We start from the raw sequence: 19,304 nt of genomic DNA on the forward strand, positions 1-19,304 counted from the left end.
GAGTGGAACTGACGCTGAACGAAAAAAAGCTCCTGGTTGTTCTGGGATCGATAGGGACGGCCGATACGGCCGTGCTTGCGGAGAAGATGGATACCCGCCGGGAGGCGGTGGTGCAGTATGCGAACCTTGCCGGCGAGCGGGGGCTCGTGGACGTGGAAAAACACGTCGCCCGTCGGTACGTCCCGACAGAAGAGGGACGGGCCTACATGGGAAAGGGCCTTCCCGAGCGGCAGTTGCTCGAGAGTTTTGAGGAGACAATCCCGATGCGGGATCTCCAGAGCCATCCGCTCGCAAAGATCGCCATCGGCTGGATGCGCAAAAAAGGCTGGATCGCGATCCGTGACGGGGTCGTGACAAAGACCGGTAAGACCGCCCCGGGCCCCGACGAAGCCGCGTTCGCCCGGCTCGCCGAGAACGGCGAGATCGCCGACGGCGGAGGAGTCGCCGATCTCGCGAAACGCGGGCTCGTCGAGGAGGAGGAGACCGTCGCCTACACCGTCTCGATCACGCCTCGCGGCCGCGAACTCCTCAGCCAGGGCCTCGACCTGCGGGAAGAGGCGGGGACGCTCACCCGCGAGCAGATCCTCTCCGGTGAGTGGAAGTCTCTCCCCCTCCGGCGCTACGACGTCACGAAACTCCCGAGGCGCGCCTATCCCGGAAAGGTGCATCCCTACCAGCGCATCATCGACGAGATGCGCCGCATCCTCTTCGATATGGGGTTCGAGGAGATGTCGGGCGGGATCGTCCAGAGTTCGTTCTGGAACTTCGACGCCCTCTTCCAGCCGCAGGACCACCCGGCGCGGGAGATGCAGGACACCTTCTTCCTCGGCGAGCGCCGGCCGCTCCCGGCGGGCTACGAGCGCGTCCGCGATATGCACGAGCACGGCGGTGGAACCTCCTCGACCGGATGGGGAGGCACCTGGAGCGCCGAGAAGGCGGAGCAGTGCGTGCTCCGGACGCACACGACAAGCCTCTCCATCCAGCACCTCGCCGCGCACCCGAAGCCGCCGGTCAGGGCGTTCTGCATCGGCCGGGTCTACCGGCGGGAGGCGATCGATCCCACCCACCTCGCGGAGTTCGAACAGCTCGAGGGGATCGTCATGGACGAAGACGTCAATTTACGCCACCTCCTCGGTTTCTTAAAGGAGTTCTACGCCAAGATGGGCTTTGAGAAGGTCCGGTTCCGGCCAGGCTATTTCCCCTACACCGAGCCCTCCGTGGAGCCGGAGGTCTACGTCGACGGGCTTGGCTGGGTGGAACTCGGCGGGTCGGGCATCTTCCGCCAGGAGGTGACCGAGCCCTTCGGGATCGAGCACCCGGTGCTCGCGTGGGGTCTCGGGATCAGCCGGGTGGCGATGCTCCGGCTCGGGCTGCGGGATCTCCGGCAGCTCTACCGGAGCGACGTCGAGTGGGTCCGGGATACGCCCACCTACGGCGGGAGGCGGTAATATGGCAATAATCACGTTACCTTACCGGTACCTGGAACGGCTGGCCGGCACCGACCGGCAGACGATCATCGACCGCGTTCCGATGATCGGGGCCGACATCGAGAGGATCGAGGAAGACCACGTGGACGTCGAGTTCTTCCCGAACCGTCCCGACCTCTACTCGCCCGAGGGTGTCGCCCGGGCGATGCGCGGGTTCCTCGGTATCGAGGAAGGGCTTCCGAACTACACCGTCCGCCCCTCCGGGATCACCTTCTCGGTCGACCCGAACCTTGCCGATATCCGGCCGTTCCTCGGCTCGGCCGTGATCCGGAACGTCGCCCTCGACGAAGAGGGGATCGAGAGCCTGATGGCACTCCAGGAAGCCCTCCACTGGGCGGTCGGGCGCGGGCGGGGCAAGGTGGCGATCGGCGTCCACGACCTCGATACGGTCAAACCTCCCTTCCGCTACGTCGCCTCGCCCCGGAACCGCTCCTTCGTCCCGCTGGACTTCGAGCGGGAGATGACGATGGAGGAGATGCTCGCCGACCACCCGAAGGGCCGGGACTACGCCCACCTGGTGGAGAACTTCGATAAGTTCCCGCTGATCGTCGATGCCGAGAACCGGGTGCTCTCCTTCCCGCCGATCATCAACGGCGAGCTGACGCGGGTCACGGCGGCGACGAAGAACATCCTGCTCGACTGCACCGGCACCGACAGAAAGGCGGTGATGACGGCGGTGAACATCATCTGCACGGCGCTCGCCGAGGCCGGGGCGACGATCGAGACCGTCACCGTCGAGGGCGAGGAGATGCCGACGCTCGCCCCCGCAGAGCGGGTGGTCTCGGTCGGGGAGTGCTCCCGCCTCCTCGGCCTCCCCCTCACGGCAGAGGAGATGTCGCGGCTCCTTCGCCGGATGCGCTTTGACGCCGAGCCCGACGGCGCTTCAAGGGTCCGGATCCTCGTCCCCTGCTACCGCTCGGACATCCTCCACGACTGGGATATCTTCGAGGACGTGGCGATCGCCTACGGCATCGAGAACTTCGATGCCGCCCTCCCGGCGACCTCCACGGTCGCACAGGAGCACCCGATCAGTGCCATCACGGGAGCGGTCCGGTCGGTGATGACCGGTCTTGGGTACCTCGAGGCGATCCCGTTCACCCTCTCAAACGACCGGGTGCTGTATGCGAACATGCAGCGGGAGCCCGCGCCCGGAACCCTGCGGCTGCTCCACCCGATCAGCGAGGAGCAGACGGTGGTCAGGACCGACCTCCTCCCCCTGCTGATGGAGATGCTTCTTGCGAACAAGCACCGCGAACTCCCGCAGCGGCTCTTTACCGTGGGCGACGTGGTCGAGGACTGCGTCACCTACCCGAAGGTCGCGGCGGTCAGTATCCACCCGGCGGCCGACTTCTCCGAGGCATACGCGGCGGCGGACGTCCTCTGCCGCGAGCTCTCGCTCTCCTACACGGTCGTCGAGTCGGCCGATCCGGCGTTCCTCGACGGCCGCCGCGGGGATATCGTCGTCGACGGAAAAATAGTGGGGGTGTTCGGGGAGATCCACCCCGCCGTTCTCGGGGCGTTCGACCTCGAGCATTCGGTCGCGGCGTTCGCGCTCGATCTTACAGCCGTACCGGGATACCCCGCCCTGCCAGGTACTCCTTGACCTGGCGGACGGTGAACTCGCCGTAGTGGAAGACGCTTGCCGCAAGGCAGGCGTCGGCCTTTCCTTCCGTGAACCCCCCGTAAAAGTGCTCGAGCGTCCCCACGCCGCCGCTCGCGACCACCGGGATGCCGACCGTCTCCGAGACCGCTCTCGTGATCGGGATATCGAACCCCTCCTTCGTCCCGTCGGCCTCCATGCTGGTGAGCAGGATCTCGCCCGCCCCGCGCTCCTCCGCCTCTCTCGCCCAGGCGACGGCGTCAAGCCCCGTGCCCCGGCTCCCGCCGTGGGTCACGACCTCGTACCAGCACTCCTGGCCGTCGGCGAGTGTTATGGGCGTTTTTCCCGGTGCCGTCTCGTAGTTGCGCCGGACATCGACGGCGACGACGACGCACTGGGTGCCGAATCGCTCCGCGCCCTGCGAGATCAGGTTCGGGTCGGCGACGGCGCTCGAGTTGATGCTCACCTTGTCCGCGCCCGCCCGGAGGATCTGCTTCATATCCTCGATGGTCCGGATGCCGCCGCCGACGGTGAGCGGGAGGAAGAGCTGGTCGGCCGCCCGCTGCACGACGTCGATGATGGTGCCCCGGTCTTCCCTGGTGGCGGTGATGTCGAGGAAGACCACCTCGTCCGCGCCCTGCTCGTTGTAGCGCTGGGCGAGTTCCACGGGATCGCCCGCGTCGCGCAGGCCGACGAAGTGCGTGCCCTTGACCACCCGCCCGTCCTTGAGGTCAAGGCAGGGGATGATCCGCTTGGTCAGAACCATGTGTAGTGGTTTTGAGGCGGAGGTGATGAGGGTTTGCCTATGCGACTGGCCGAAGGGCAGGAGCAGGAGAAAACGCGTAGCGTTTCCGACTTGCGAAGTTTCGTTGGAACCGGAGCACGAACACAGGAGGAGCGGGTTGGAGACAGGGGAGGGGGGATGCTCCCCCCTCCCCGTCAGCCCCTCCCCCAATGGCGATATCCGGTGGAAATCCGTTTCCGATTTTTGCGACTGGAAAATGGCTGAACACTCCGGGGCTCCTTGGAGGATCTCCGTCAATAGAGGTTGCACATACCCTCGGGCGAACCGGATCCCCTGGAGCCCGTGCTGCTCCCCTACTTTTAAGTACTCACGAAAGACACCTTTACAGACAAACCGGAGAATATCCGGGCGGGATAAACGGTCTGGTGGTTTTTATGGAGTCTGGAGATCTAAAAATTGCATGGGCGCGGCAGTACATGCCGGTACTCTCGTCCATTCGGAAGCGTTTCGTCGAGGAGAAGCCGTTTTCCGGGATGACTATCGGCATGGCCCTGCACGTCGAGGCGAAGACCGCGGTGCTGGTCGAGACGTTCGCCGCGGGTGGCGCCGAGGTGCACATCACGGGGTGCAACCCCCTCTCGACCCAGGACGACGTCGCGATGGCGCTCGATACCCGGGAGCGGATTCACTCCTATGCCCGCCGGGGAGCCAGCGTTGAGGAGTACTACGCGGCCATCGACCGGGTGCTCGACGCCCATCCCGCGATCACCGTCGATGACGGCATGGACCTGATCCACCGCATCCACACCGAGCGGCAGGAGGTGCTGGACTCGGTCATCGGCGGGTGCGAGGAGACCACGACCGGCATCCACCGGCTCCGCGCGATGGCACAGGAGGGGGCGCTCAGGTTCCCGGTCATCGCCGTCAACGACACCCCGATGAAGCACTTCTTCGACAACGTTCACGGCACCGGGGAGAGTTCGCTTGCGTCGATCATGATCACGACGAACATCCTCATCGCCGGGAAGAGGTTCGTCGTCGCCGGCTACGGCTACTGCGGCCGGGGGCTTGCCCAGAAGGCCCGGAGCCTCGGCGCCCGCGTCATCGTGACCGAGGTCGACCCCAGAAGAGCGTTGCAGGCGCATATGGACGGGTTCGACGTCATGACGATGGATGACGCGGCACGCCTCGGCGATATCTTCGTCACCACCACCGGCAATACGAGCATCCTCACGGAGCGGCACTTCCCGAAGATGAAGGACGGGGCAATCCTCGCGAACGCCGGCCATTTCAACGTGGAGATCGACGTCGACTGGCTCGAATCGCACGCGGACTCCGTCGTCCACCGGGACGGTGTCGACACCTACGTTCTCGGCCGCAAAGCCGTTCACGTCCTTGCCGAAGGAAGGCTCGTGAACCTCGCGACGCCGAAAGGCATGGGCCACCCCGTCGAGGTCATGGACCTGAGCTTCGCGGTCCAGGCGCTCTCCGCCGAGTTCATCGCGAAGCACGGCCGCGAACTCGCTCCCGGCGTACACGACGTCCCGTCCGTCATCGACGAGGCCGTGGCGCGGCTGAAACTCGACGCGCTCGGCCTCTCTATCGACCGGCTGACGCCCGAGCAGGAAACCTACATGAGCAGCTGGACGATCGGGACGTAAATCCACTTTTTTTAATACAAATCCCTGTGCAATATCCGGGGTGGGAAAAACGGAAGGGCCGGGACCGATACGCCGTCAGGTCTGACAGGTGTCTCCGTCACAATTCATTCGTAATATGAACCCGTGGCCGCACTCGCAGCAGCGGTACTGCGCATACATGCCGCACCCGGGAGCGTCGACATTCCCCAGGAGTTCCCCCGGGGAGCCGCACCGGGGGCATGCCGGCCCCCGGTCGTCGAACCAGTGGCCGCATTTGAGGCATTGATGGACGGTATGGACCCGCGGGTTGGCGGTCATGATCTCCTTGACGTGGTCCCGGCACCCGCAGAATGGGCAGGGGGCAGATCCATCCACTCCGGTATCACCGGTGTCGCACGGCGGGCACATCGTCTTTTCAGCCACGCTTAACCCGCGCACACGCCCGTCCCCCTGGTTACAGTGCGGTTGTCTCTCCACGGGATGCCACACTCCCATATCTTTTGGGTCCGCCTGCGATCGCCGGGCAGGTACCGCCCGGTCGGCTTGCTCTGTCTCATGCACCCCTATAGGGGCTCCTACTGCTTAAATGATACCTATCGGTATCTATAGGTATCTGATTGGAAAAATAAAAACGGTATAATATAATTGTCCTGCCGGGATACCTGAATAGGAAGATGGAGTCTCCCGATAACGTCTCAAGCAAGCAGGTGGGTGTGCGGCTCCCGGGCCATCTCTACCGGTGGCTGAAGGAGAAGGTCGACAGCGGCGAGTACTCGAATATGGCCCAGTCCGTCATCGGGGAGCTGACGAAGGCGAGGACGCTCGAAGAGATGCGATGCCGGGAGACTCCACGTTACGATGTTTCCGGGGAAGAACCCCTTGCCCGGATGGTGAACGAGCGTATCGAGGGAGTCCGCCGCGAGCTCCTGGATGAAGTGAAGCGGCGGCGTACCTGATCCGGACCTATCGCTCCACCTCCGCGTGACCGGCACAGCCGGGGTGCCGGCCGGTTCTCGCCCGACCGCCCGGCAGAGCCTTCTCGAACTCTTTTATCGTCCGTTCCGGCAGCCGGCAGCACAACATGTTTTTATACTCGCCGGGCGCGTAAATCAAATATCCTTAATTTGGGTCCAAAATAAGCTAAATTAAATATCCCGTGCCGCAATCCTCTATAGCAAGGTGTCATTAGTATGAAAGTACCTACCACGGCAACCCTTGTTGCCCTGACCCTCGTGATCATCGCCGGCCTCCTGGTTGCGGGATGCACGACCACAGAAGAAACTCCGGGAGAGACAACTCTGACCGTCTTTACGGCCGCGTCGCTCACGGGAGCCTTTACGGATATCGGCAAAGCCTACGAGGCACAGAACGAAAACGTCAGGATCGACCTGGTCTTCGACGGATCGCAGGCCCTCCGCACCCAGATCGAGCAGGGAGCGAACCCCGATATCTTCGTCTCCGCGAGCGAAAAGCACATGAAGGCCCTCCAGGACGGCGGGCTCATGGATGACGATACCGTGGCGGTCTTCCTCGGGAACAGCATGGCCCTGATCGTCCCGGTCGACAATCCGGCCGGGATCACGGGTCTTCCCGACCTGGCAAACCCGGGCACGAAGATTGTCATCGGCACCAAAGACGTCCCCTTCGGCGACTACACCCGGCAGGTGCTCGATAAGATGGCTGCCGATCCCGCATACGGCGAGGCATACCGGGAGGCCGTGATGAACAACGTCATCTCCGAGGAGACTGCGGTGAGTTCCGTGGTGCCCAAATTGACGCTCGGGGAGGCGGACGCGGCGTTCGTCTACAAATCGGACGTCTCGAAGGACGACCTCGAGAAGGTGTCCCGGATCGAGGTTCCGGCGGAGTATAATGTCATGGCCACGTATCCGCTCGGCATCCTTGCGGAGTCGCTACACAAGACCGAAGCGGAGTCCTTCATAGCGTTCGTCCGGGGCCCGGACGGCAGCGCCATCCTGACGGAGTATGGATTCGACCCCATTCCGGCAGAGTCCTGAGGTGACCCGGCGCGAAGGCGGCCTGGCGCGAGTCTCGAGGGCGGGTCTCACCCCCCTCGTTGCCGCCCTCGTCGCCCTCTTCCTCCTCTTCGTCACGCTGCCGGTCGCCTCGCTCTTCCTGCGCATATCGCCTGAGGCGTTCCTCCGGTCGCTCGCCGAACCGGTGGTGCTCGACGCGCTCTCCCTCTCACTCGTCACCGCGGCGGTGAGCACGGCGATCGTGGTCATCTTCGGAACGCCTCTTGCCCTGGTGAATGCCCGGCACGACTACCCTGGGAGAGCGATCGTCGATACGCTCACCGACCTTCCCATCGTCCTGCCGCCGGCGGTGGCGGGCATCGCGCTGCTGATGGCCTTCGGCCGCCGGGGCGTGGTCGGGCAGTACCTCGACCACTTCGGCATCTCCATCGCTTTCACCACAGTTGCGGTGATCCTCGCACAGGTCTTTGTGGCCTCGCCGTTCTACATCCGGCAGGCGAGAGCGAGTTTCGAGGCGGTCGACCGCCTCTACGAGGATGCGGCGCGGACGCTCGGGGCAACCCCGGCGACCGTCGCCCTCCGGGTCACCATCCCGCTTGCATGGGGCGGGCTCGTCTCCGGTGCGATACTCTCGTTTGCCCGGGCGCTCGGGGAGTTCGGCGCCACGATCATGTTTGCCGGGAACTTCCAGGGCCGGACGCAGACGATGCCGCTTGCCATCTATACGACGATGCAGGGCGACCTCGATGCCGCGATCAGCCTCGCGATCATCCTGGTCGCGATATCGTTTGGGGTGATCGCTTCGGTGAAGATCATGACCCGGAGGAGACTCTGATGCTCTCCGTCCGTGCCGTCCGGCACCTCCGCGACTTTACCCTCGACGTCACGCTCTCGGTCAGGCAGGGAGAGACGCTCGTCCTGATCGGGGAGAACGGGGCGGGCAAGTCCACGGTGCTGAACCTGATCTCCGGCATCCTCACGCCTGACGCGGGGGAGATCGTGCTCGGGGAGAGGACACTCTACTCAAGCGAGGAGCGGATCGACGTCCCTGCCGAGAGCCGCAAGATCGGCCACCTCTTCCAGTCCTACGCGCTCTTCCCGCACATGACCGTCTTTGAGAACGTGGCGTTCGGCCTCCGGTGCCGGAAGGTCCCGCGGCCGGAGATCGCCTCTTCCGTGGCGAACCAGCTTGCTGCGATGAACCTCGCCGATCTTTCGGACGTCAACGTCGGCAGACTCTCGGGCGGGCAGCGGCAGCGGGTGGCCCTCGCACGGGCGCTGGTGCTCGACCCGGACATCCTCCTCCTCGACGAACCGCTTGCCGCCGTCGATATGCGGGCTCAAGGAGCGATGCGGAAAGAACTCCACGACCGGATAAGGAACGCCGGCATCCCCTGCATCGTCGTCACCCACAACCTTGGCGACGCCCTGGAACTCGGGAACCGCATCTGCCTCATTGAGGAAGGGCGGGTGGTGGCCGACGGTGCGCCGGAGGAAGTGCTCAGCATGCGGGATAACGGGTTTATCGCGAGCTTTGCCGGGCCGGGGCCCCACAATGGTCTTATGCCCCGGGCGCCAATCACTGGTCATTGCGGGGGGCCGCCGGACTTCCAGCCCCTCTGATGACGACCATGAAGAAACAAGGCTACGTGCTGTTCCTGGCACTGCTCGCGGTTGCCGCACTTTTGCCGGGATCGGCCGCAGGGGAGACCGCCATCGAGTACTCGTTCAACGAGTCGCACTCCGAGATATATGAGCAGATGCTTGAGCGGAACGCATCCGTAGGGGAATACTATGAGAGGATCTGCCCCGAATTCCTGGAGAACATGCCCCCGGAGACGAGGGCGCATCTCTACAGTGTGCCGCTCTCCCGGCACCAGGATTCTGACAACAGGACGTTTGTGCCTCCCGAAAAACAGGTCGCCATCGGGATTGCCTCGCCCGTGATCATGGTGTGCGGAGTGCCCATTGCCCTCGTCACCATCGTCGCCATCGGCCTCGCCATCCTCATCTTGCTTGTGGGAGCCTTGCTCGTCCGGGAGCGTATCCGCAACGGGAACAAGTGAGCATCACTGCGCCCGGCGTGCCGGGCCCCGGGCGCAGTAGAGGTACTCCTGCGCGTATCCGGCATACTCCCCGAAGTAGTCCCGTGCAAACCGCCGGATCCGGTCGTACTCCGCCGGGGTGCAGTTTTTGCCGGTAAGATCGGAGAGGTAGGTCTCCCCCACGATCCGGCGTATCCAGACATCGACCGGGAACGCCTCGAAGAACCCGAACGCAAAGAGCAGCACGCAGTCTGCCGCTTTCGGCCCGACACCCTTGAACTGCATTAGCGCCTGCCGCGCCTCCTCGAACGGAAGGGCGGCCACCCGCTCCGCCCAGTCCGGGTGCTCTGTTGCATATGCGGCTGCCTCGCAGACGTAATCCGTCCGGTAACCGAGTTTGCAGTCCCACAGATCCGCGTGGGAGACTGCGCCGAACGCTTCCGGGTCCGGGAACGCATACGCCCTGCCGAATGGCCCGTCTAACGGCCTTCCGCAGCGCTCCGCCATCAGCGCGGCCCGCCGCTTCACCGCCGGGATATTCGTGTTCGTGGCGCAGATGTAGGAGACCAGGCACTCCCACGGTGATTGCCTGACGAGACGCAGACCCCGGCAATCCCGGATCGCGGCAGCGATCGCCGGATCGTGATTGATCGACGAGAGAATGGCCAGAAGGTCCTGGTCGAGCCGGAAGTAGTTGCGGACGAACCCCGCGTCCGCCCCTTCAAACGTGAGCCTGTTTTCGTCCTGCCGTATCCGGACGGCCCGGCCGTCGGCGACGCCCCGCCACCACCCGTCCGCCTTCTCCCAGCGGAACGCCTGCCCGCAGGAGAGCGTCAGGTCGAGGTCGAACGGCTGATCCGGTCCGAGCGTGAGTGTTGTCATGGCCGGGAGCACCGGCAGGTAAAAAGTAGGTTATTCCACCTTCTCATCCTTCATCTGCTGGTAGACGCAGGACTGAACGTCCTGGCCCAGTTTCCCGATCGCGTCCGCCCGACAACGTGCGCAGTGGCGCATCTGCTTGATGTACGGGGCGCACTGATCCTGCATCTCCCGCTTCTCCTTCGGTGTTGGGGGGGTGATGCCGGCGAACTTGTACTGCGGGATGAGCGGGATGACGTTGAAGGTGAACGCTCCCATCTCCCCGACCTTCTTCGCGATCTCGGGGATGTGCTCGTCGTTGATCCCGGGGATGTAGACGGTGTTGATCTTGACGAACATCTTCTTTGCAACCGCCATCTCGATCCCCTTCATCTGCTGGGAGAGGAGGAGTTCTGCCGCCTCACGCCCGTGGTACTTCTTCCCGTCGTACTCGACCCAGGAGTAGATCTTCTCGCCGACAGCAGGATCGACGGCGTTGAGCGTGACCGTAACGTTCCCGACGTCGTACTTTGCGAGTTCCTCAATCGATTCCGGGAGCATGAGGCCATTTGTGCTGATGCACATGATCAGGTGCGGGAACTCCTCGTGGATCAGCTTGAGCGCCTCGAACGTCTCCGGGTTTGCGAGCGGTTCTCCCGGCCCCGCAATGCCGACCACCTTCACGTAGGGGTACTCCTTGACGACGTTCCTGACGAGATCGAGCGCCTCCTCCGGGGAGAGGACCCTGCTCGTCACGCCCGGCCGGCTCTCGTTCACGCAGTCAAAGTCCCGTATGCAGTAGTTGCACTGGATGTTGCACTTCGGGGCGACGGGGACGTGGCACCGCCCAAAAGCGTGGCACGCCTTCTCGGAGTAACAGGGGTGCTCGCTGATCTTGCGCAACTGCTCCGGATCGTAAGGAACATCCCTGCCCTGGACCGTCGCGGTCCGATACTCATCGGCCATATAATAAGATCTATGCGACAGAGGATATTATATACTGATGGGTACCGGCGGGGTGGCGGCACTCATGCATACCCCGAAGTCCGGTCGGCCGGGTCCGTGCGCACCTTGCCGCCGGGTTCCTGCACGGATTTCCGCGGCGCATCACGGTTCCGGTCAAGGATAAGGCCGACGTCGGGCAGGACGAGGTAGACCGGAAAGAAACCGAAGATGCTGTGATACTCCGAAGTGTATGCCTTCATCCGCCGGTAGTCGCCGTGCATCTGCGCCAGGTTTGCCACGAGATCCGCAAGACGCTCCTCTGTCGGGATCACCTCCGGGGTTTTTGGGAATGCGGCGAGCCGGCGCAGGATTCCGTCCCGCCAGACATGGATCTTATAGTCGCCGACCTGCATGAAGAGTTCCCGGCTGTACGCCCCCTGCAGGTACCTGACGATGACGACCTGTGAAACGAATACGGCTGCGAGCGGCAGGAGGTCCCATCCGAGGGCGAGATCGGCCGAGGCGAGGAACGTCGAGAACGTCATCCCGGGGAGGAGCATCGCCGATACGGCGAGGGCCCCGCTCACGGCCCCCAGGGCGGCGACGAGGAGGATGACCCGCATCGCCGCCCGCCACCCGGCCCGGACCTTCTCCTGCAGGGTCGTCCACATGCCGTCGAGCGAGAGGAAGAAACTCGTCGTGTAGGGCCTGACGTAGAGGATGCCGGCATAGAAGAGGATGATTGCAAGGGACTGGAGCACGATCAGTGCCGCCGCCCCGGGCCTGAGCGACCCGGCCATGTACCCGCCGAAGAGTGCGAAAATGACGTTGATGCCGAATACCAGCCCGAACCCAGCGGCGAGGGGCTGACAGTTGATGAAGAAGGTGTCCCAGAAGACCTTCCAGTAGACCCTCGCGTCTCCGGCCGCAAGAAAGGATATCCACCCCGCACCGCGGATCGACCCGAGAAACTCCACAATCGCCGTCCAGTCCGGGAAGGCCGTTTTCGGACCCCCGGTTGGGATCATCAGGATAAAGGGATTCACCATGTAAAGGATGAAACTCGATGCGATCCAGTAGAGCATGTACCGGGGGAGAAGGAGCAGGAAGAGAAGGTTCACGAGCACCGCGGCGAGGATGAAGAGCCCGGTGACGTGGAGCCGGCCGTCGCAGGCGAGGAGGGCTGATTGCCGCTGCTCCTCGCGTGCGATCTCGTCCTCCACGTCTCTTGCGAGCGTCTCCGGCCTCCCGGGCGTACCTCGCGAAGGCAGAATCTCTCTCCGGCACCGCCATCTGCGGGAGACAATAGCCCTTTTGGAATAAATGCATTCGTGAGGATCCGGGCCGTTCCTGCTCGCCGAAAAAAGTGGACGGGTCAGGCCGTCTGCCGGCTGAAGTCGAACGGAAGAGGTTCCTTGCCGGTCTCCCGCATATCCCTCTCCGGCTCCATGCCGAATCGCTCCTCCGCGGCTTTGAGGATACGCCGGAGCATCTCGGGGTACGACAGGCCCGCGTACTTCGCCATCTTTGCGAGGTGGCCGTCCCAGCACCACCCGGGGTTCGGGTTGACCTCGAGGAGTTTCGGGTTGCCGTGCTCGTCCAGGCGCCAGTCGAACCGGCAGTAGTCGCGGCATTCCAGGCGCTCGAAGAGGGCGAGGCAGCACCGCACGATCACCTTCTCGGTCTCTTCGGGGAGATCCGCCGGCTTCGATACGATCTTCCAGTACGGCGAGTCAGGGAGCCACTTCGCTTCGTAGCCGCAGATGCGGGGGAGTTCTGGGGGCAGCGCGGAGTAATCCTCCTCGATGACAGGCAGCACCATGCTGTATCCGGGGGGGTTGCCGATGATGCCGACGCTGATGTCCTTTCCGGTGAGAAACTCCTCGACGAGGAGCGAGCGGTCGTACCCGAGTGTCGTCCGGAGCGTGCTGATGACGTCGGAGAGTTCCTCGATGGTGTGGGCGATGCTCTTTTGCGTGATGCCGTAGGAGGAGTCGCCTGCGTTCGGCTTGACGATCGCCGGGAGTTTCATGCCGACGTCGTAGGTACGGTCGCCCGGGGTGATGAAGCAGGCGTCCGGCACCGGGATTCCCATCTCTTTCGCGATGCCGCGCACGAGCGATTTGTCGTAGCAGAACGCGAGCGACTGCGGCCCGGATCCCGTGTACGGGATATCGAACATCTCGAGAAGCGCCGGCACGTGGAGTTCTTTCCTCGGGTCGTTGTTGAACCCCTCGTCGCAGAGGTTGAAGACGTAGTCGACCTTTCCCCTCAGTTTCGGAAGGTCCTGGATCAGCGTGTCGTGTTTGCACAGGAAGGTGAACCGGTAGCCGGAGAGTTCCCGGAGAGCCGCCTTCATCTGGTCGATGGTGTAGAAGTCGTCGTCGTCGAAGGCGCAGGAGGGTTTCAGGGCGTCGGGCCTGGCCGGGTCGCCGAGCATCACCGCGACGTGTTTCGTCTTCGCCTGCCCTCTCGCCTTCACTGGCGACCACTCCTTCCTGACGACCGCGGTGACGATGTGGCGGCGTTCCATCATGCCGAGGTCCTGGTTCCGTTGCGACTCGGTCGCGATCTCATGGAAGGCGATCCCGGAAAACCCCGCCTTCTCAAGGAGCCGCCGGAGCGCTTCGGGGGTGTAGAGACGTTCGGCGTAGAACTGGTCGGCCACGACGCCCTTCTCGACGTCGGTGATCACCTCCCGGGATATCAGGCGCTGTTCGTCGAGCGAGAGCGACCGTTCGCGGCAGACGAACATCGTATCGTCGATCCACTCCCACGACCTCGCCAGGAAGTGCTCTTTCAAGTACTCGCCGTCGGCAACGTCCAGGAGCACCCGCCCCCAGGGTTTGAGGATACGTCGGAGCTCGGTGAGGATCCGCAGGTCTTCCTCGACGGAATCGAAGTAGCCGAAGCTGTTCCCGAGGACGAGGACGACGTCGTAGGTGTCGGTGCGGTACGGGAGTCGGCGGGCGTCCCCCTCCCGGAACCGGACGGAGAGCCCCTCCTTCTTCGCGGTCGACCGGGCCCGCTGGATCAGGTAGTGCGACTGGTCGAGGCCTTCGGCGTTGTAGCCCCTGCGCACGAGTTCGAGGGTGTGCCTCCCCTGGCCACAGCAGAGGTCGAGGATCTTCTCGTCCGGCTGAAGGTGCAGGATCCGGGCTATCCGGTCAATCTCTCGTTCGGTGATCTGCGGATCGTCGACGACATCCCCATCGGTCTTTAAGTAAAGCCGGTTGAAGATACCCCTCCACCAGTCGGATTTCACATGCTCTTCAAGGTTCGGGACTGGACCAATAGACTTCCTGTCCCGGCGCTTTCCCTTGCGCCTGCTATCGGGGGGCTCGTCTGTGTGGCTGTCCTCGGTCATGCTGGGTCACTCCCCCGGTTGTGTTTCCGGAACAGGATCGGTGTTATGCCGGGCTGCAAAAGAGATCGAGTATCATGTGCCATAGTTGGATGATCATTCGGTAGGATAGTATCGATAAAAGGGTTGTGCCACAGTTCTCCCTGCGGTGGTCAATGGCCGCACTGCAGAGGAATTTCTCTCCCCCGAAAGCCCGGGCACGCACCCGGGGGAGGGGGCCCGCACTGGATGGTGTGTGGCGGGAAGCAGGAGTTCCGTGCTGCTCTGCGTTCATGGGATCGTGAGACGCACCTATATATGCAGGCAGGTAGTTGTGTATGTGCAGATTATCTGCATGGTTGAAGTATATGGAAGAGAGATACCCCCGCAGGGGCCCCCGTTCGTTTGAGGACCGTCCCCGCGAGTTCCACAAGGCGGTCTGTTCCGACTGCGGCAAAGAGTGCGAAGTTCCTTTCAAGCCAACGGAGGGTCGGCCAGTCTACTGCCTCGACTGCCTCCCGAAGCACAGGAAACCCCGGTTCTGAGTAGCCAGTATGAATACTGTTTCCAAAAGTGAGTGAAATTCCAATGGAAGAGAGATATCCTCGCAGGGGTCCCCGTTCGTTTGAGGACCGTCCCCGCGAGTTCCACAAGGCGGTCTGTTCCGACTGCGGCAAAGAGTGCGAAGTTCCTTTCAAGCCAACGGAGGGTCGGCCAGTCTACTGCCGCGACTGCCTCCCGAAGCACAGAAAACCCAGATTCTAACCCTTTTTTTGCATAAGACGTCCGCGCCTCGAGCGAATAGCCCGTAACATCATTTGCTCCACGGACGTGTCATACGATAAGCCGCCTTCTCATCAGCCTGATCGCGAGGACGAAGAAGAAGACGGTCGCCACCGCGATCCAGGCGAGGCTGAAGAGGTTCACCGACGTAAACGCCGAGAGCGTGATCGCCCGATTGATGCCGACAACGTGCGTGAGCGGGAGGGCGGCGAGGGCAAAGTACTGGATCGGCTGCGGTAAGAGGTCAAGGGGAAAAAACGTCCCCGAGAAGAGGAACATCGGGGTGATGAAGAGGAACGATGGGTAGTTCAGCGCGTCGATGCTCGGCGTTATCGCCGTGAAGCACATTGCGATGCCCGCAAAGAGGAGGCCTGCAAGGTAGGCGAAGGGGATGAGGAGCAGGGACGAGGGCATGGCGACGACGCCGAAGAGAAGGAGCACCGGGAGCATCAGCGTTGCGTAGATCATCCCCCGGGTGGCGCCCCAGAGCATCTCCCCGGCGATCACCTCGTCGATGCTGACCGGCGTCGCGATGATCGCATCAAACGTCTTCTGGTAGTACATCCGGACGAACGACGAGTAGGTGCACTCGAAGAAGGCGGAGTACATCACCGATATTGAGACGAGGGCCGGTGCGATGAAGACGGGGTAGGGTATCCCGTCGACCGCCTCGATGTAGGTCCCGAGCCCGAATCCCAGGGCCAGAAGGTAGAGGACCGGCTCGATAAAGGGCGGGATGAAGTTTACCCGGTAGGTCCTGAGGAAGGCGTCCCAGTTCCTCCGCCAGACGCTCTGTACCCTCGCGGTGATGTCGATCATGCTCGCTCACTCCCGCAGGCTTCGGCCGGTCAGCCGCAGGAAGACGTCCTCGAGGGTTGCCGGGCGGACCGTCACCGCCGCTTCGTGCCGGCAGACCTCGAGCAGTTCGCGTGCCACGTCGTTTGGACGGTCCGTGAAGATCTGGAGCACGTCGCCGGCGAGATCGTAGTTCACGCCGAGTTCGTCGAGGCGGGTGACCACCTTCTCCGTCCGCTCGACCTCGACGACGTCGTTTCCGGCATGCTCCCGGATGAGGTCTGCCGGGGCACCCTCGACGAGGATCTTACCGTGGTCCATGATCACCAGCCGGTCGCAGAGGCGTTCCGCTTCGTCCAGGTAGTGTGTGGTGAGGACGAGGGTGTTTCCTTCGGCCTGGAGGCTCCGGAGTTTCTCCCAGATCAGGTGCCGCGCCTGCGGGTCGAGCCCGATGGTGGGCTCGTCGAGGATGAGCAGTTCCGGTTCGTTGATCAGGGCCCGGGCGATGATCAGCCGCCGTTTCATCCCGCCCGAGAGTTTGTCGATCAGGACGTCCCGCTTCTCCTCGAGCTGCATGAACGCGAGGAGTTCTTCCGCCCGCTTCTCCGCTTCCCGCTGCGGGATGCCGAAGTAGCGGGAGTAGACCAGCAGGTTCCGGTAGGCCGAGAAGTCCGGGTCGAGATTGGTCTCCTGCGGCACCACGCCGAGCCGGCTCTTGATCTCCCGCTGGTGGGTTTCCACGTCCATGCCAAGGACCTCCAGGGTGCCGCCGGTCTTTGGGGAGATGCACTGGATCATCTTCATGGTCGTCGTCTTCCCCGCCCCGTTCGGGCCGAGAAACCCGAAGACCTCTCCTTCCCTGACCTGGAAGGTGATACGGTCGACCGCGACGAGGTCCTCGAATTGCTTCAAGAGGTCGCGTGCTACGATGACATCCCCGATTGTTTCTTCCTCCTGATGAGTCTGTGGGGTTGTGAGAATACAACATCTTTTCGCTTGCTCCTTCCGCTCCGGGAGGGGCAAACCCCTCCATCCGCGCAGGTGGCTTTGTGTTGCTTTTTCCGGAGGATCCGGCCGGCATTTCCATCTCTCAGGGCGGAGGGGCCGTATCCTTTTTTGCCCAAAGGGAGCCCACCTCTGTGCGTTGCAGCGATACCATGACCGATAGTGCTGTGGGGACGGGGAGGGCCGTCTATCCTCCAGAGACCGTGTATGTCGGCTCATCGAACAGCCGCGGGCGGGGAGTCTTCGCCCGCAGGGATCTTTTTGCCGGCGAGGTGATCGAGGTCTGCCCGGTGATCGTGCTCACTGGAGCGGACGAGCAGAGACTCCTTGATAAGACGCGCCTCTTCGATTACTACTTCGCATGGGGAGACCTCGCCGCCGTGGCGCTCGGCTACGGGTCGCTCTACAACCACTCCCGCCACGCGAACGCGGACCACGTCTGCGACATTTCCCGGGGCGAGATTCGCATCCTGGCCCACCGTGCCATCCGGCGGGGCGAGGAGATCACGATCAACTACGGCGGCCGGCCCGACTGCCCCGACCCCGTCTGGTTCGATGCGGTGGAGGAGTGAGTGCTCCTGTGTTCGGGCGGCGTCACCGTAACGCCCGTATTCGCGGCGGTTCGATCCCACGGAGGCGCCGGAGCGCGGTTGCTGCCGGAGGAGCAGCGGCGTTTACCGGCACCGGGAGCCGGGGGTGGGGACAGCGCCCCGGACCTCCCGGGCCGCTCCGGGGCGCGCGACCGGATCTCCAGTGGAAATCAAGGGGTTTGCCCTAATCTCTCCAGATCGTAGAGATTCTCTCGATCGCCCGTAATGTCTGCCGACCCCTGTAACCGTCCCGCCGGCCCTGTGGGTGGCTCAGAAATGCTCTTCAGTTTGAAGAATTTTCAGGGATTCAAGGACAATTTGGGGAGATCGTATCGGGCCATCAGGGGCGCGGGGACATGGTAGCGGGGATATTGTCCGGAACATCCCGCGATCCCCCTGCAAAGGCCATGCCGGCCGGTATACCGTGCCGGCGTTCTAGCGCCGGATGACCAGCTGCACCTGCTCCGTCCGCACAATGCCCCCTCCGGTCGCCGTCACCGTGGCGTCCACGGTCGCGGTGGAGACGAGGGGCGGGAGGTCGGGCGCCACGACGTCGTACGTGAGCGGCGGGTAGGGCGGGGAGACCGTGCCGAGGTCATGGTTGTCGCGGTATACACCCCCGAGCGCCGTAGCGGTTACCCTGACCTCGACGGGTGCGGAAAAGCCGCCTTCGGGGTGCACCGTGAGCGTGAACCTGACGGTGTCGCCGGGCCGAACCGTGGCGGCTGCGGGGGTGACGCTGATGGCGAACGAGCGGGAAGTGACCTGCACCGGGGCTCCCGTCGCCACCGGCGTCCCCGGCGTTGCTGTCGGGGCCGGGAGCGGGGCGGGCTGTCCGGGAGGGGGTGCGCCCCCGTCCATGAGGAGGCCGTAGGTGATGGCGGTGCCGGTGAGCATGACGCAGATGAGGACCGCGATCAGCAGGGGGGGATAATCTCGTACCATGGGTGCCGGTACTCCCTCGATGGGTACGCGTGCAGAACGGTTGCCGGCGTATTTATGCGTTACTGCTCTGCTGTTTGGGGAACTGCAGGCCGGGGTAAAATGGGTGGATTTTTAGTCGGTGGCGACCATGACTTCGGTCGACTTGACCACGGCGTAGACCTTCTTGCCGACGGCAAGCCCGAGGTTCTCCACGGCTCCTTTAGTGATGACCGAAACGAGCTCGCCGCCGCCGTCCAGTTCGATGGTGATCTCCACGAGGATCATCCCTTGCTCAATCTTCGTTACTTTTCCGGGTAGCTGGTTTCTTGCACTTACCTTCATGATGCATGCACCGCGGCGGTGGTCTGGCACCCTGAACGATATAGGTTTCGATACCCGAACCCCCGGTGCGGTCGTGCGGGCTCTGTTGAATCGGGCATGAATGTGGATTCAAGCATACCTGATGAAAAACAGTAATACGGATCCGATCGCGGTCTTGGTCAGTGGGGAGCGAGGCTGCAAGGGTTTTGGGATCTCAATCCCGATG

21 protein-coding genes are annotated in these 19,304 nt (G+C 63.3%); 11 read left to right on the forward strand and 10 right to left on the reverse strand.

The genetic code is table 11. The annotated features are described in order from the left end of the window. Window positions 1-2: 2 nt before the first annotated feature. A complete protein-coding gene (gene pheS, locus HL657_RS04290) occupies window positions 3-1,448 on the forward strand; it encodes a phenylalanine--tRNA ligase subunit alpha (RefSeq protein ID WP_317295578.1) in 1,446 nt (481 codons plus the stop codon). Between the two features lies 1 nt (window position 1,449). Continuing rightward, the gene (gene pheT / locus HL657_RS04295) at window positions 1,450-3,090 is read left to right on the forward strand and encodes a phenylalanine--tRNA ligase subunit beta (RefSeq protein WP_317295579.1); all 1,641 of its coding nucleotides are present in this window, start codon (window positions 1,450-1,452) and stop codon (window positions 3,088-3,090) included. Here the strand turns inward: pheT and hisF are convergent. Next, window positions 3,047-3,853 (reverse strand): imidazole glycerol phosphate synthase subunit HisF, encoded by an 807-nt coding sequence (gene hisF, locus HL657_RS04300; RefSeq protein WP_317295580.1) that lies wholly within the window; start codon window positions 3,851-3,853, stop codon window positions 3,047-3,049. The two genes, pheT and hisF, sit on opposite strands and share 44 nt — an antisense overlap. Window positions 3,854-4,266: 413 nt before the next feature. Between hisF and HL657_RS04305 the strand changes: the two genes are divergently transcribed. Continuing rightward, window positions 4,267-5,493 (forward strand): adenosylhomocysteinase, encoded by a 1,227-nt coding sequence (locus HL657_RS04305; protein WP_317295581.1) that lies wholly within the window; start codon window positions 4,267-4,269, stop codon window positions 5,491-5,493. A 75-nt stretch (window positions 5,494-5,568) separates the two neighbouring features. Here the strand turns inward: HL657_RS04305 and HL657_RS04310 are convergent, their stop codons facing one another. Next, window positions 5,569-5,847, reverse strand: a complete 279-nt coding sequence (locus HL657_RS04310; protein WP_317295582.1) for a hypothetical protein — start codon at window positions 5,845-5,847, stop codon at window positions 5,569-5,571. A gap of 299 nt (window positions 5,848-6,146) precedes the next feature. Between HL657_RS04310 and HL657_RS04315 the strand changes: the two genes are divergently transcribed. The 5 genes from HL657_RS04315 (at window position 6,147) to HL657_RS04335 (ending at window position 9,535) form a co-directional block, all read left to right on the forward strand. After that, entirely contained in the window at window positions 6,147-6,428 is a 282-nt protein-coding gene (locus HL657_RS04315; protein WP_317295583.1) for a hypothetical protein, read from the forward strand. Window positions 6,429-6,662: 234 nt separating this feature from the next. Further along, window positions 6,663-7,490 (forward strand): molybdate ABC transporter substrate-binding protein, encoded by an 828-nt coding sequence (gene modA / locus HL657_RS04320; protein ID WP_317295584.1) that lies wholly within the window; start codon window positions 6,663-6,665, stop codon window positions 7,488-7,490. Further along, complete coding sequence (locus HL657_RS04325; RefSeq protein ID WP_317295585.1) at window positions 7,459-8,304, forward strand: ABC transporter permease; 846 nt, start codon at window positions 7,459-7,461, stop codon at window positions 8,302-8,304. Before modA ends, HL657_RS04325 begins: the two co-directional genes overlap by 32 nt. Next, window positions 8,304-9,092, forward strand: a complete 789-nt coding sequence (locus HL657_RS04330) for an ABC transporter ATP-binding protein (RefSeq protein WP_317295586.1) — start codon at window positions 8,304-8,306, stop codon at window positions 9,090-9,092. Before HL657_RS04325 ends, HL657_RS04330 begins: the two co-directional genes overlap by 1 nt. 8 nt (window positions 9,093-9,100) lie before the next feature. Further along, entirely contained in the window at window positions 9,101-9,535 is a 435-nt protein-coding gene (locus HL657_RS04335; protein WP_317295587.1) for a hypothetical protein, read from the forward strand. Between the two features lie 3 nt (window positions 9,536-9,538). Here HL657_RS04335 and HL657_RS04340 read toward each other — a convergent pair whose 3' ends face one another. The 4 genes from HL657_RS04340 to HL657_RS04355 all read right to left on the reverse strand — a co-directional run bounded on the left by HL657_RS04340 (window position 9,539) and on the right by HL657_RS04355 (window position 14,684). Next, complete coding sequence (locus HL657_RS04340; RefSeq protein ID WP_317295588.1) at window positions 9,539-10,396, reverse strand: DNA-3-methyladenine glycosylase family protein; 858 nt, start codon at window positions 10,394-10,396, stop codon at window positions 9,539-9,541. A 30-nt stretch (window positions 10,397-10,426) separates the two neighbouring features. Continuing rightward, entirely contained in the window at window positions 10,427-11,338 is a 912-nt protein-coding gene (gene nifB / locus HL657_RS04345; RefSeq protein WP_317295589.1) for a nitrogenase cofactor biosynthesis protein NifB, read from the reverse strand. A 62-nt stretch (window positions 11,339-11,400) separates the two neighbouring features. Next, on the reverse strand, window positions 11,401-12,540 hold the full coding sequence (locus tag HL657_RS04350) for a hypothetical protein (RefSeq protein ID WP_317295590.1): 1,140 nt from the start codon (window positions 12,538-12,540) through the stop codon (window positions 11,401-11,403). Window positions 12,541-12,692: 152 nt separating this feature from the next. After that, complete coding sequence (locus HL657_RS04355; RefSeq protein ID WP_317295591.1) at window positions 12,693-14,684, reverse strand: methyltransferase domain-containing protein; 1,992 nt, start codon at window positions 14,682-14,684, stop codon at window positions 12,693-12,695. 344 nt (window positions 14,685-15,028) lie between these two features. Between HL657_RS04355 and HL657_RS04360 the strand changes: the two genes are divergently transcribed. Both HL657_RS04360 and HL657_RS04365 read left to right on the forward strand, forming a co-directional pair. Beyond that, a complete protein-coding gene (locus HL657_RS04360; RefSeq protein WP_317295592.1) occupies window positions 15,029-15,205 on the forward strand; it encodes a CxxC-x17-CxxC domain-containing protein in 177 nt (58 codons plus the stop codon). Window positions 15,206-15,248: 43 nt separating this feature from the next. Beyond that, window positions 15,249-15,425, forward strand: a complete 177-nt coding sequence (locus HL657_RS04365; RefSeq protein WP_317295593.1) for a CxxC-x17-CxxC domain-containing protein — start codon at window positions 15,249-15,251, stop codon at window positions 15,423-15,425. A 69-nt stretch (window positions 15,426-15,494) separates the two neighbouring features. Here the strand turns inward: HL657_RS04365 and HL657_RS04370 are convergent, their stop codons facing one another. Continuing rightward, window positions 15,495-16,262 (reverse strand): ABC transporter permease, encoded by a 768-nt coding sequence (locus HL657_RS04370; RefSeq protein WP_317295594.1) that lies wholly within the window; start codon window positions 16,260-16,262, stop codon window positions 15,495-15,497. 6 nt (window positions 16,263-16,268) lie between these two features. Then, a complete protein-coding gene (locus HL657_RS04375) occupies window positions 16,269-17,150 on the reverse strand; it encodes an ABC transporter ATP-binding protein (RefSeq protein ID WP_317295595.1) in 882 nt (293 codons plus the stop codon). Window positions 17,151-17,377: 227 nt separating this feature from the next. On the opposite strand from HL657_RS04375, the gene HL657_RS04380 reads away from it, so the two are divergent. Beyond that, window positions 17,378-17,815 (forward strand): SET domain-containing protein, encoded by a 438-nt coding sequence (locus HL657_RS04380; RefSeq protein WP_317295596.1) that lies wholly within the window; start codon window positions 17,378-17,380, stop codon window positions 17,813-17,815. Between the two features lie 453 nt (window positions 17,816-18,268). On the opposite strand, the gene HL657_RS04385 is transcribed toward HL657_RS04380, so the two are convergent. Together HL657_RS04385 and HL657_RS04390 are read right to left on the reverse strand one after the other, a co-directional pair. Then, complete coding sequence (locus HL657_RS04385) at window positions 18,269-18,778, reverse strand: hypothetical protein (RefSeq protein ID WP_317295597.1); 510 nt, start codon at window positions 18,776-18,778, stop codon at window positions 18,269-18,271. 111 nt (window positions 18,779-18,889) lie between these two features. Then, window positions 18,890-19,099: a TOBE domain-containing protein gene (locus HL657_RS04390; RefSeq protein WP_317295598.1), complete on the reverse strand. Its 210-nt coding sequence runs from the start codon at window positions 19,097-19,099 to the stop codon at window positions 18,890-18,892. Between the last annotated feature and the right edge of the window lie 205 nt (window positions 19,100-19,304).

It is taken from the genome of Methanoculleus nereidis, assembly GCF_032944295.1.
GTDB classification, from domain to species: Archaea; Halobacteriota; Methanomicrobia; order Methanomicrobiales; family Methanoculleaceae; genus Methanoculleus; species Methanoculleus nereidis.